The organism is Planosporangium mesophilum (assembly GCF_016863255.1).
Lineage (GTDB): Bacteria > Actinomycetota > Actinomycetes > Mycobacteriales > Micromonosporaceae > Planosporangium > Planosporangium mesophilum.
Genome location: NZ_BOON01000082.1, coordinates 1 through 11,657, shown reverse-complemented (window position 1 = coordinate 11,657; position 11,657 = coordinate 1). Strand labels below are relative to the sequence as shown.

13 protein-coding genes and 1 tRNA gene are annotated in these 11,657 nt (G+C 69.7%); 2 read left to right on the top strand and 12 right to left on the bottom strand.

Features of this window, described 5'->3' with window-relative positions; translation table 11 throughout:
- Positions 1–516: 516 nt before the first annotated feature.
- Positions 517–1,047 carry an SMI1/KNR4 family protein gene (locus Pme01_RS30385; RefSeq protein ID WP_168118254.1) on the top strand — a complete coding sequence of 177 codons (531 nt, stop codon included), beginning with the start codon at positions 517–519 and terminating at the stop codon, positions 1,045–1,047.
- Positions 1,048–1,258: 211 nt separating this feature from the next.
- Here Pme01_RS30385 and Pme01_RS30380 read toward each other — a convergent pair whose 3' ends face one another.
- Positions 1,259–1,753, bottom strand: a complete 495-nt coding sequence (locus Pme01_RS30380) for a YajQ family cyclic di-GMP-binding protein (protein ID WP_168118255.1) — start codon at positions 1,751–1,753, stop codon at positions 1,259–1,261.
- A gap of 205 nt (positions 1,754–1,958) precedes the next feature.
- Here Pme01_RS30380 and Pme01_RS30375 point away from each other — a divergent pair.
- Positions 1,959–2,042, top strand: a tRNA-Tyr gene (locus tag Pme01_RS30375).
- A gap of 139 nt (positions 2,043–2,181) precedes the next feature.
- Here the strand turns inward: Pme01_RS30375 and Pme01_RS30370 are convergent.
- From Pme01_RS30370 to Pme01_RS30320, 11 genes are all read right to left on the bottom strand, one after another.
- Positions 2,182–3,057 (bottom strand): hypothetical protein, encoded by an 876-nt coding sequence (locus Pme01_RS30370; RefSeq protein WP_168118256.1) that lies wholly within the window; start codon positions 3,055–3,057, stop codon positions 2,182–2,184.
- A gap of 93 nt (positions 3,058–3,150) precedes the next feature.
- The gene (locus tag Pme01_RS30365) at positions 3,151–4,572 is read right to left on the bottom strand and encodes a tyrosine-type recombinase/integrase (RefSeq protein WP_168118257.1); all 1,422 of its coding nucleotides are present in this window, start codon (positions 4,570–4,572) and stop codon (positions 3,151–3,153) included.
- Complete coding sequence (locus Pme01_RS30360; protein WP_168118258.1) at positions 4,569–4,766, bottom strand: helix-turn-helix transcriptional regulator; 198 nt, start codon at positions 4,764–4,766, stop codon at positions 4,569–4,571. Before Pme01_RS30360 ends, Pme01_RS30365 begins: the two co-directional genes overlap by 4 nt.
- A 256-nt stretch (positions 4,767–5,022) precedes the next feature.
- Complete coding sequence (locus tag Pme01_RS30355; RefSeq protein ID WP_168118259.1) at positions 5,023–6,135, bottom strand: AAA family ATPase; 1,113 nt, start codon at positions 6,133–6,135, stop codon at positions 5,023–5,025.
- Positions 6,132–6,983 carry a deazapurine DNA modification protein DpdA family protein gene (locus Pme01_RS30350; protein ID WP_168118260.1) on the bottom strand — a complete coding sequence of 284 codons (852 nt, stop codon included), beginning with the start codon at positions 6,981–6,983 and terminating at the stop codon, positions 6,132–6,134. The genes Pme01_RS30355 and Pme01_RS30350 overlap by 4 nt, the downstream gene beginning before the upstream one ends.
- Positions 6,980–7,945 carry a bifunctional DNA primase/polymerase gene (locus tag Pme01_RS30345; protein WP_168118261.1) on the bottom strand — a complete coding sequence of 322 codons (966 nt, stop codon included), beginning with the start codon at positions 7,943–7,945 and terminating at the stop codon, positions 6,980–6,982. Before Pme01_RS30345 ends, Pme01_RS30350 begins: the two co-directional genes overlap by 4 nt.
- On the bottom strand, positions 7,942–8,106 hold the full coding sequence (locus Pme01_RS30340) for a hypothetical protein (protein WP_168118262.1): 165 nt from the start codon (positions 8,104–8,106) through the stop codon (positions 7,942–7,944). The genes Pme01_RS30345 and Pme01_RS30340 overlap by 4 nt, the downstream gene beginning before the upstream one ends.
- Positions 8,106–8,381 carry a hypothetical protein gene (locus Pme01_RS30335; protein WP_168118263.1) on the bottom strand — a complete coding sequence of 92 codons (276 nt, stop codon included), beginning with the start codon at positions 8,379–8,381 and terminating at the stop codon, positions 8,106–8,108. The genes Pme01_RS30340 and Pme01_RS30335 overlap by 1 nt, the downstream gene beginning before the upstream one ends.
- Before the next feature lie 202 nt (positions 8,382–8,583).
- Complete coding sequence (locus Pme01_RS30330; protein WP_168118264.1) at positions 8,584–8,835, bottom strand: hypothetical protein; 252 nt, start codon at positions 8,833–8,835, stop codon at positions 8,584–8,586.
- 141 nt (positions 8,836–8,976) lie between these two features.
- Positions 8,977–11,172: a P-loop NTPase family protein gene (locus tag Pme01_RS30325; protein WP_168118265.1), complete on the bottom strand. Its 2,196-nt coding sequence runs from the start codon at positions 11,170–11,172 to the stop codon at positions 8,977–8,979.
- A gap of 98 nt (positions 11,173–11,270) precedes the next feature.
- Complete coding sequence (locus Pme01_RS30320) at positions 11,271–11,462, bottom strand: hypothetical protein (RefSeq protein ID WP_168118266.1); 192 nt, start codon at positions 11,460–11,462, stop codon at positions 11,271–11,273.
- Positions 11,463–11,657: the final 195 nt, after the last annotated feature.

The following is an 11,657-nucleotide window of genomic DNA, read 5'->3' as shown; positions in this document are numbered from 1 at the left end:
CTCGGGAATCCAGACGAGCCAGGACTCCTCGATGCGCTGGCCCACCAAGCTCCGCAGGCGCGTGCCCTGCTCGGACAGCAGCTGCATAGCGTCAGTTCGCCACACCGGTCGCCATCCCGAAATTCCATCCACCATGACGTCCTTTGCGCAGGCCGAGGCGGCACCGGTCGGCGCCTCCCACCCCGGTAAGAGGATGCCAGTACGGCCCCTGCGCTGTGAGTCATATCCGGGTGCGCGCGGCGAGCCAGCGGCCCGGGGAGCCGCCTGGCCTCCCGGTGATCGGCCGGGCGGGAAGCCGGCTCCCGGCGCCGGCAAGCCGCGCACCCGCACCCGAGTAAGCGGGCAGCATGAGGCAGCGAACGCGGTGCCGACCGATGGCGGCAGACAGCGCGAGACCGCCCCCAAGCAGCGCAGGACGGCACTCGATCTCCATGAACTACAGCCAGTAACAGTCCGTCATCGCGTTCGGGACGAAGAGTTCAGGCACCCGTCCCGGTTGGCGGCTTAGGCTGGGGCGTGCCTGAAGATCGTGTCGCGACTCTGCTCGCTGCTGTAGCCGATGGCCTGACCGCTACGGCCGAGCAGATCCGCGGGCTGACTGAGGATGAGATCGGCGAGATCGAGTGCGACCAACCCGCCCCTCTCGCCCCGGCCTACCGCCGGTTTCTGGAACTGGTCGGCGGCGGCGCCGGGCACTTCCTCCAGGGAAGCGACGTGTTCTACCCGCGCGTGATTGGACTCGGTGACGCGGCGCGCGAGCTGCTGGAGGAGAACGCGGTCGCGTTCACGCTGACCGACTCTGACCGGGTCATCTTGATGCACCAGGGTTACCAGTTCGATTTCCTCCGTGGTACTGCCGATGATCCCGAAGTCTGGTCCTATGGCGAGGGCAGCGTGCCAAGCGGAGTTCACCTCAGCTACCCAAGGTTCACTGACTGGCTAGCGGCATCGGTCCGGCAACAAACGAGCGCCTGGGCGCGACTCCTGAAAGCCGGCTCTCCGCCCCGGACCATTGACGGGCCACAAGCGGGGGACCGGTTGGGGTAGCCCAGACCATTCGGGACCGCCGTGACCAGCGACAGGCCCGGCCGGAGCACCGATCTTGTGCAATTCCCAAGCTGACGCTGCACATACATGATCAGGCCGTCTCCAGGCCGTCGAAGGTCGAAAGACGTTGACCAACGACGACCGACGGAGACGGCCTTTGCCCAGCTCAGCAATGATCGGTGGCGGCGCGATCAGGTGCCGCCGATGACCCCTACCGGTAGTTGGTGAACTGCAGGGCGACGCCGAAGTCCTCCTGCTTCAGCAGGGAGATCACGGTCTGCAGGTCGTCCTTCTTCTTCCCGGTGACCCGGAGCTGGTCGCCCTGGATCTGCGCCTGAACGCCCTTCGGGCCCTCGTCGCGGATCTTCTTGCTGATCGCCTTGGCCTTGTCCGACTCGATGCCCTGGATGATCTTGCATTCGATCCGGTACGTCTTGCCCGACTGCCGGGGTTCGCCGCAGTCCAGCGACTTCAACGAGATGTTGCGCTTGACCAGCTTCTCCTTGAAGACTTCCAGGGCTGCGCGGACGCGGTCCTCCGTCTCGGCCTGCAACGTGACGGCGTCCTCGCCGGCCCGCTTGATCTCGGCGCCGGTACCCCTGAAGTCGAAGCGGGTGTCAAGCTCCTTCTCGGCCTGGTTGAGCGCGTTGTCGACCTCCTGCCGGTCGACCTTGCTGACTATGTCGAACGAGGGTGCCGCAGCCATAGGTGCTCCTGTTCGGGTGCCTTCGGTAGTGTTGCCGTACCCATTCTGGTCCGGGTCTCAGCCTGCCCGATCGGGCAACGCCGTGCGGGGCAGGGGTGCCCCGATGGTGCGGCCCGACAGGCGGGACGGTACCCGTTTGCAGGGACCCCGGGGGGAGCCGCTATCCTTACCAGCGCTGCCGCGCACTGCGGGCGCGGCACCCTGAGGCGGGTTGCCCGAGCGGCCAATGGGAGCGGACTGTAAATCCGTCGCGAAAGCTACAGAGGTTCGAATCCTCTACCCGCCACCAGCAGTGAGTGCGGCCCCCGACCAGCGGAAACGCTGGTCGGGGGCCGCACTCGTCTGTCCAGCCATGTTCAGCTCTAGCCAACCGTTCACGGGTAGCCACGGAGAATACGCGGAGAAAAATCCGGCGGGCGGTGGCCTGGTCAGGCCGGCCGCAGGACTCCCACCGAGAGCCACTGCACCAGTAGTGCGGCGAGGTGCACCGCAGCCTCGGCCTCTGGTTGGCCTTGCCGCCGGGACTTGGGGGCCCCGCCGTGGCGGGATACCTGGCCCTGCCACAAGAGCTGCATCATGCCGACCAAGTGCTCGACGCTCTGAGGATCGCCATCCTTGTCAGGCAATGCCAGCTCCCACTTGTGGGAGGCGTTCTTGCCCAGCTCGCCAATCACGGTGCCGAGAGTGGCCTTGCCGTTCTCGGCTTTCCGGTGTTCAACAAGGGGACACGCGATCTCTTCAACGGCCCGGATCGCCTCGTTGTACGCCTTGTCCGGATCCGGATTAAGGCCGTACGCGGCCGCCCAAGCTTCTCGCAGATGGTCGGCCGCAGGTGGTGGGGCAACGTCGGCGGCGAGGTCCGCCGCGTTCTGAACGGTCGCATCCACCCGCCGCACCAGCCGTCGCTTTTCGCGATCAACGCAGTACTTCGAGGCGCCGTCCCACAGCAGCAGATCCAGGTCCTCCAGTTGATCCTGAAAACCGTCTCGTGACCTGTCGTAGCTCGTCCATTGGCTCAGCGGCGCCCACTCCCACCCGGGGTGAAGTTGGAGGACGGCATCGACGACGATATGCAGGAGGTTTGCCTCAACGTCGACTAACGTCTGGGCATCATCGCCCCAAGAACTCATCTTCAGTCGGAGGAGTGCCCTGCGTGCGAGCGAGCCCTCGCCGTTAAGCGTGCCTGAGAGCCAATTGCGTAGAGGGGTGACCAGCCAGTGCGGGACGTCCTCGTACAGCGTCGTGTCGACGGGAAGCCCAGCCTCTCGGTCGTCTAGCCGCTGGAAGGGCGCCGGATCACGCATCCCGTTAGGTTACGCCGATACCGTGGAGCCACATTCATGCAAATCGGCCGATGCAGGCGGTTCTTGCTACCTGCACCGGCCTTGTCGCTTGCTTCAATCCGCTTGCATGGCGTCCTCGATCCGGCGGCGCGCCGCCTCGTCCTGGCCCACAATGCATTTCGCGTAGACCCGCAGCAGCACGGCCACGCTGTGCCCGGCCCACTCCGCGACCTGCGTCGCCGGTACTCCCGCGTTCAGCCACGTCGACACCGCCGCGTGGCGCAGGTCGTACGGCACTCCCGCCAACGGCGAACGCACCTCGGCCGGGGTCAGTGCCAGCTCGCGGGCCTTGCGCCACACTTCTGCGTACGTCGAGTCCCCGATGGTCCCGCCACGCGGCCCTACGAACAGCCGCCCGTCCGGCGCCGTGCCGAAGTGGTCGAGGTGGTACCGCAGCAGTTCCACCAGCTCCGGGTGAGCCGGGACGGGGCGTGTCTCTTCCCGCGCGCGGTGCTTGAGGCCGCGCTGTTCGCGCGACCGGCCGCTGTCGGTCCACGCCGTACCTGTGCGCGGCGATGAGTTGCTGAGCAGTAACTCTCCCCATCCATGTTCGGGCAGCGAGACGATGTTGTCTCTCCGCAGGTCAAGAGCCTCACTCGGTCGCAGTGCGGCGTAGTACATGCAGCCGAACATCGCGACGAGCCGGCGGGCCACGCCCGGTTGTACGGCGACGGCGGTGAGCAGCGTCCGCGCCCGCCGTCGGTCGACCACCACCCGCCGGTCGACCGACTCGACCGCCGCCGGCGCCCGCCAGGTGATCCGGTCAATGGGGTTGGTCGTCAGCAGACCCAGCTCCACGGCGTACTCCAGCGCGTTGTAGAAGATCGCGCGCTTGCGGGCGACCGTCTTCGCTGCTGCCGGCTTGCCGTCGAGACGAAGCGCGAGGACGTCGAGCGCCCGGCGTACCAGCTCCGGGCCGCGCGTGCGGTCTTCTAGGTCACCGAGGGACACCGTGTTGCGCTCCAACCACCGGACCGTCCCCGCGAGATGCCTGGGTGGCGCGCCGCTCTGGCGACGCGGCGCGACGAACGCCCACCCGTACAGCGCCTCCCGGATGTCCTCGGGTGCCGGGCGCCCCCGGTCGCCGCTGAGCAGCGCGGGCGTGACGGCGGCCAGGGATTCCGCGATGCCGGTACGGGACTTGGGCGCCGCACTCGGCCACTTCATGTCGACGTACCGGCAGGCGTGCTCATACCAGGGCCGGTGCAGGGACTCCCGCAACATCGGCTCAGGCAGCCCGGTGACCTTGTCGAACTGCGCGCCGCGCTGGACGTAGGACAGCAACTTGGCCCGGAAGGCGTCGGCCAGTGCCCGGCTGGCGAAGGTGCGGTGCTGCTCCTCGCCGCCGACGATCCACCGCACCGAGTAGGTGCGGCGCTTCTTGCCCTCGTTGACGCGCAGGTCCCAGATTCGCACGCTGTGGGAGAACTGCAGACCGGCCCCGGCGGGACGGTCAGCAGCGCGGCGGCGAGTCATGCGGCCTCCTCAAGGCTGTCGAACCACTCATCCAGGTCCACACGACGCACCCGGATCTCGCCGTTCGGCAGCTTGATGCAGCGCGGTGCCTTACCGGTCTGGCGCCAGTAGTAGAACGTCGACCGGGACACCTTCAGCTCTGCGATGACCTCGGGAATCGTCAAGGACGGTGGGCGTCCCTCGCGGCCTGCCATGGCGGCGGTGCTCCTTTCGGTACCTACGGGGGCGCTCAGTCGCTCTGTGAGCGCCTTCCGGCGGGCGGCGGTCCGTGGGGTAGTGGTGGGGGTCGATGTCGGCAGAGGGCCGTAAGGAGCCCGCTGAGAGCCACAGAGAGCCAAGATCTGTGCTGGGTTGGTGTGATAGGTACCGGTACCTCCGCATACGCGAATCTGGGGGGCGCGGTCGGTCGCCGTGCTGGCCGACCGGCGGGCCGATCTTGTCACTCTGGTGTCACTCATGATCGGAACCGTTTTCGCTGGTCAGGGTGGGTTGAGTGACACGAGTGACACGAGTGACAGTGGCCGTCTGGTCGGCGTCACTCGTCGGCAGGGCGTATCGGCCGGCGGCGTCGCAGGTGACCTGCGCGTCGGTCAGCATCCGGGTACAGGTCTGGCGCACGGTGGCCGGATTGAGCCCGGTGCCCTCGGCTATGGCCTTCGGGGTGCTGGCCGGGTTGGTACGGAGGTAGCGGGTGATCGCGGCGCGGGTGTCGCTGCGGGTGTAGTCCTCGGGCGGCCCGTCGAGCAGCCGCCAGGCCCCGGCGCTGGCGTGGAAGTCCAGGGCGTATTCGGCCTCTTCTACGTCGCGGCCGGTGACGTGCAGCGCCCCGCTGGCCTCGCCGCGTGCTCGCTTGAGCACGAGCGTGGCGTCTGCGGCCCCGGCGATGCCGTTGGTGCCGGACACCTCGGCCAGGAAGTCGTCCGAGCCGGCCTTGCGGACATGATGGACTAGGAGGATCGCGACGCCGTAGGCGTCGGCCACTTTCTTGATCCGCCCGACGGCGGCGTAGTCGGCGTCGTAGGCCGACGCGCCGGGCACCGACGCGCCCCGGATCTTGGCGAAGACATCGATGACGACCATGCGCGCGTTGCGGTGGCGATCCAGCCACGCGGCGATGGCCTCATCGCCACCCTGCGGCAGCGGCGGGCAGGCGACCGCGAGGGTGAGCGACGCGGGCGCTGGCTGCCCGCCGAGGATCTTTCCCATGCGCGACTGCAACCGGCGGGGAGTGTCTTCCAGGGCGAGGTAGAGCACCGGGCCGCCGTCGACCGGAATCGTGTCGAGCGCGTACCCACCGGCGGCCACGGCCAGGCCGAGGCCGAGCGACAGCCACGACTTGCCGACCTTCGGCGGGCCGCACAGCAGGTTGACGCCCTCGGCCAGTACGCCGGGCACGGCCCAGTTCGGCGGCGGAAACTCCATCGCCATCAGGTCGGCCGCGCTCCACGCGGTAGGCAGTCTGACCGGGCTACGCCGCGCGGGCGGCGGCTGCGCCGACAGCACCTCGGCGGCGTCGTCAGTGGTCGCGATGTGCAGCCGGGGCGCCTGCTCCGGGGTGGTCATGCGGCCTCTCCCATCTCAGCGGGGTTGCTGGCGGGACGTGCAGCCGCGGCGAGCACGTTGGTCCGCCAGCGCAGGGCAAACCGCAGGCAGTTGGCGCAGTTCTTGTGCCGCTGGGCATGGATGCACTCGGGCAGGGCCGGCTGGCGCAGTTTGCGGGCGGTGTCCGACCAGGCCAGCGAGTCGGCCGAGGTCAAGCCGGCGCCCGGTCCGGCGAGGCCGAGGATTTTGAACCCGAACCCGTGAAGGCGGGTGACTCCGGCGGTGTGCAGGGCGGCGATGATGCACGCGGCCTCGGCGGTGCCTTGGCGGCGGCACACGCTACCGAGACCGACTAGCGGTTCGGCTGCGAGATCGATACGGGCGAGGCGCCAGTACAGGTCGACGCAGCGCAGGTAGTCGTCACGGGCGAAGCCCTGCACAACAGGGATGATCGGCAAGTCGGGGGCGAGGTCGCGCAGCTGCGCGAAATTCGCCACGGTCCGGCGCTGATGTTCGGCCACCGACAGGTGGGTGCCGACGAACCGCTGCCCGTTGACCGTCCCGCCGTTGATGACGATCGGTTCGCACATCCAGTCCTGCGGGGCGGCCCACATTAGGTTGCCGATCTCGGCGCGGTAGCGGTACAGCCGCACGACGTACTCGCGCGGGGCGACGGTCCACCGGCCGTACTTCTGCAGCTCGGTGAACCCGCCGGAGTCCTCACTCCACGGCCAGACTGCAACCGGCAGTGTCTTGTACACCCGCAACCGGCGGTCGGATACGAACAGCGGCACCTGTTCGGCGGCGATCTCGGGTCTGGCTAGCCAGCCGGGTTGGTGGGTGCCGAGCAGGAACAGCGGGCCGCTCATGCCGCCACGCTCCGGGGGCGGCGGGCACCGGCGCGCAGGCCGGATGCGATGGTGCGGGCGGTTTCCGCTGGCCGCAAGCCGGCCGAACAGGCTGCCTGCGTGAGCAGTCCGGTCACGTCGGCGTCGGTGAGGGCGCCCCCGGCGACGAGTTGGCCGAGCGCTACGGCTGAGGCGTACAGGGCGTGGTTGCGCTGCCCGGCCGGGGCGCCGGTGACGTGGGAGAGTTGCCGGTCGATCGCGGCGCGCAGGTAGGCACCGCGCCGGTCGGTGCCCAGCTCCACGGTGACCGGCACCTGCGCGGGCAGGGGTTTCGGCGCGAGCCGTTCGGCCAGCCATCCGGGTAGCGGCGCGGGGTCGACATCGTGGGCGACGGTGTAGGGCCGGCTGTCTGCGACGCTGCCGGCGGCGACGACGTAACCGCCGTGGGCGCGGGTGTCGACCAGCCAGCCGAGCCCGTTGCCGTGCTCGCCGTTGGTGTTGCGCAGGCTCGGGCCGATGTCGGGATGTTGGTAGTACAGGTGCAGCCCGCCACGCCCGGTGCGGGTGGTGTAGGTCTCGGCGTGCGTGTCGTGGGGGAAGCCGTGCCCGGCCTCGGCCGCCAGAGCGTTGAATACGGCCACGCCGTCGGTGACGCCCTCGTAGCCGGGCGGCGGGGTCTGGCCGGGCTTGGGGATGTCGAGGTCGATCACGACCAGCCCGGACGGCCCGCACGCGATGCCGACGTTGAACGACGTGATCCGCCACGCGCGGGTGATGCGGTCGGGATCGGTTGTCGCCCGCGGTTCCCAGCCGACGTGGGCACCGGAGGCGCGGCAGCGCGGGTCGTGGCCGTCGCAGTGTTCGGCGTCGTGGTTGGGGAACGCGGGCCGTTTGGTGTTGTGCCGCAACGGGAAGACGTGCCAGCCGCGTGCGGCGGCGTCGAGCGCGACGCGGCACAGCGCGGCCTTGCTGACGGTGTTCATGCTGCGGTTCCTCTCGCGGGTCGGGTGCGGTCGGCGGCCTGTTCGGCGCAGACCTTGTGGCAGGGCTGGCCGTGCTCGTCGCGCATGAGTGCCGGGCGGTGGCACAGCAGGCAGGGCCGTAGCAGGCCGATGGTGTGGCGGCGCCAGTCGAGCCCGGTCATCAGGCGGCCCTCCCGCTCGTTCGGGCCGGGCCGATCAGGGTCCGCAGGTGGGTGAGCAACGCGGCCAGTCGGAGCCGGGCGGCCGGCTCGTCGGCTGGCAGCGCGACCGACAGGCGGATGTCGGCGTGTTCGGCGCCGTCCGCGCTGCGGACGCGGGTGATGACGGCGGTGCCGGCGCCGGGGACGGTGAGGGTGATCGGGTCTGCGCGGTGTTCGCCTAGTCCGCAGCGGTGGCCGGCGGCGCACCAGGTGGTGTGTCGGTCGCGGGCGCTCATCGGGCAATCCCGGTGTGCGATGCCCGCGCGGGTCCACGAGATGGTGATTGAAGATCTACGCTGGTCAGCGTGGAGGTCTTCCCGCTGGTCGCGCTCCTTGGGATGCTCGCCGTCGCGGTGATCGCGATCGTGGCGCTTGTGGTGCTGACCGTCGTGGCGTACTGGGTGTGGTGGGGCAACCGGTGACCTCGGCCGGTGGTCTTCATCGGGTGCCGTCCTTGCGTAGGCGGGTCAGGAAGTTCCAGATCCAGCGGCCGGCGCGTAGGCGTAGGCCGGTGCCTCGGCAGGGTCGGCAGAGCCGGATGCCGCGTCCGGATGGGGAGCGGCGTTTGCCGGTGCCGGCGCAGCGGCGGCAGGCGCGGAACGGCCAGATCCAGCAGCCGAGGGCGTAACCGAGCGTGACGGCGAGTAGGGCGAGGATGGGCAGGCTAGCGGCGGTGACGTGGGGGTCCACGGACGCCTCCTCAGGCTGTTTTTGGGTGCACGAGGCTGTGGGCTGCTAGTTGCTAGAGCCCAGGTGGTGTTTGGGATCGGGTGCTAGCGGAGCTGCTAGCGCTAGCAGGTTTGGCCGCTAGCGCTAGCACCCCCGGCGGGGTTAGTCGGCGGCCTGCTTGCGGTTACGCTCCGCGATCGCGGCCAGCAGGTCGGTGTGCTTGATGCCGCGCCGAGTGGTGGCCTTGCCGTCGATGCGCCGGCCCACATCTGCGACCTTCACCAGCGGGTGGGGCTTGAGCGCCGTGGTCAGCTGCGCGGCCTCCCAGCCGCCGTACACGTCGGGGCGCAGCTCGGCCAGCAGCGCGCACAGGGTCTCGTTCCACGCGGCCTTCTCGTCGCCCGGCCACACCTGCGCCAGGTCATCGAGCACGCTGTGGTCCGGGGTGACGGCGCGGGTCTGCTCGTCGGGGTTGGGCAGGGTGCCCGCGTTCACGCGCAGGGCGACCGCGCGGGCGACGATGCGGGCGGCGGCGGTGGTGTCGACGTAGAACGAGCGCACCGCCACGGGCTTGCCGAACCCGGCGAGGATGCCCCACCCGGCCTCGATGACCGGCTGGAAGACGGTCGCCCGGTGGCCGTTCTTGTACGCCGAGGTGCCCAGGATCATGTCGTTGGCGGTCTGATCAGCAACGCTGAGGCAGAACCGGGAGTTGACGTTGCGGGTGATGCCGGTGGGCAGGCTGTCCTTGTCCGGGATCTGGGTGCCGATCAGGATGATCACACCGAGCGCCCGGCCGAGCTTGATGACCTTTTCCAGGATCTCCCCGGCGTCCTTGCCGTACTTGCTGGTCATCAGCTCCTGTAGCTCGTCAAACCACGCGACGAGGGGGTGCAGGCCGGAGCCCTTGAGCGAGGCCAGTTCGGGGGTGACCTTGTTTTCGGGGGCCTTGCCGAGGCGGGCGTAGTGCTCGATGCGCTTGGACCGGCGGCGGCACTCCTCGTACAGCCACTCGATGAACGCGAAGCAGCGGGCCAGGGTCTCGTCATCGAAGCCGTTGCCGTACTCGGCCATGACCGGCTCCAGCACCGCGAAGTCGCCCACGCCCTTGAGTTCGTAGCCCCGGATCTCGGCACGGGCATCCAGGGCGGCGGCCAGCACGAGGTCGCGCAGGGCGAACGTCTTACCCGAGCCCGGCTGCCCGCCGAACAGGTAGTTGCGGAACATCAGGTCGATCTCGACGGTGTTGAGCCGGGGGTCGGTGGCGAACGCGAACGCCTTGAACACGTCCACCCGCGCTGAGGCCTGAAGCAGCGGCCACGCGGGCTGCTTCATCTGCGACGCGGGCTCGTACCCGACCCACAGCGCCAGGCGGCCGGTGTGCCCCGGTGCGGGTTCGGGCCAGACCTGATCGAGCGGCAGGCGCATGGCCGAGGCGAGCTTGCCCCGGCGGGCGACCACGTCGGCGGCCTCCACCCCATACGGGAGGTCCACGATCGCGAGGTGGCCGGGGCCGTCGCGGTGGATGTCGACCGGGAAGCTGATCGCCTTCGGGTCCTTGGCGACCGCGGAGTTGATGGCGGCCAGTTGCAGCGAGGTGAGTGCCCGGCGCACCAGCTCGGCGGTCAGCTTGCGGTAGGTGCGGGCCTCCGAGACGCGGTCGGTCAGCCGCTTGTCGTCCGGGCGGCCCACCCGTGCCAGCAGCGGCACGGCGACGGCCAGGGCGACCCAGCGCCACCAGGCCGGACCGACCATCAGCGCGACCAGCCCGGTGGCGAGGGTGGCGGCGGCGAACAGCAGCACCCACCAGCGCCACACCGACTGGCGCTGCCGGCGGGCATCCAGCTTGAGCCACGCGTCGGCGTCACCCTTCGAGGCGGCGGCCTGCCGCAGTGCCCAGTTGCCCTCCTCGGCGGTGGCCCAGTGCAGCGCCCGGCCGGTGCCCCTAAACAGTCCGGCCGGCGCGTAGACGGCCGTCTTCGCCGCGTACTTCGGCGTCCGGACGGCGTGGTAGGCGGCCACGTAGCCGGCGTACTTGGCCCACCACCTCAGAGCGGCGATCAGGGTCGCCCGCGAGCGTGCCCAATCAGCCAGGATCGGCCGACGCTGGCCGGTATTGAACGCCGACACCGGGATGTCGTCGGCGGCGTCGACGGGCCCGCCCAACCGCTGCGGACTGTCGTCCACCGACTCCGCGTCGTCGGCGTCGATGTCTTCGGTGATGTCGTCACGGTCGGCGTCGCTGGTGTCGTCACGGCCGGGTGCGCGGCGGGTGCGGGCGGCGTTGAGGTCGAATACCTCGGCCTCGGCGGTGTCCCAGTCGAACCCGTCGTGCGGGTCGGGGATGTTGCTGGTCATGATGGGGGTTCCTCCTGTGACGTCTTGCGGACGGATCGGAGAGGGGCCGGGGCGCGGCCGGAGGTTTGCGAGGCCGGAAGGCCGCGCCCCGGGCGTGCTCAGTGCCGGTGACCGTGCCGGCGTGCGATCAGGTCGAAGTAGGCCGGCGTGCCGAACGGCGGGCAGTCACACGGCGCGTGCGTGCACAGCGCGCACCGGATCTGGTCGGCGCGGAGAGCGCCGGTGGCGTAGGCGCCGAGGTCCGGTGACACCGCGACGGTGACGCGGACGGTTCTGGCCTTGTCGGTCACGACAGGTACCTCCTTGTTAGGCGATCTTGAGAGTGGGTGTCGTCACGCTGTCGTCAGCCGGGCCGACCGGCTTGGGCATGTGCCGCTGGACGGTGCGCTCGGAGAGCTTGAGCCGGGCGGCGATCTGCGCCGGGGTCGCGTTCGGCGTCTTGGCGACAGCGCGAGCCACCCGGTCGGCGGCCGACGGCTGGCGCT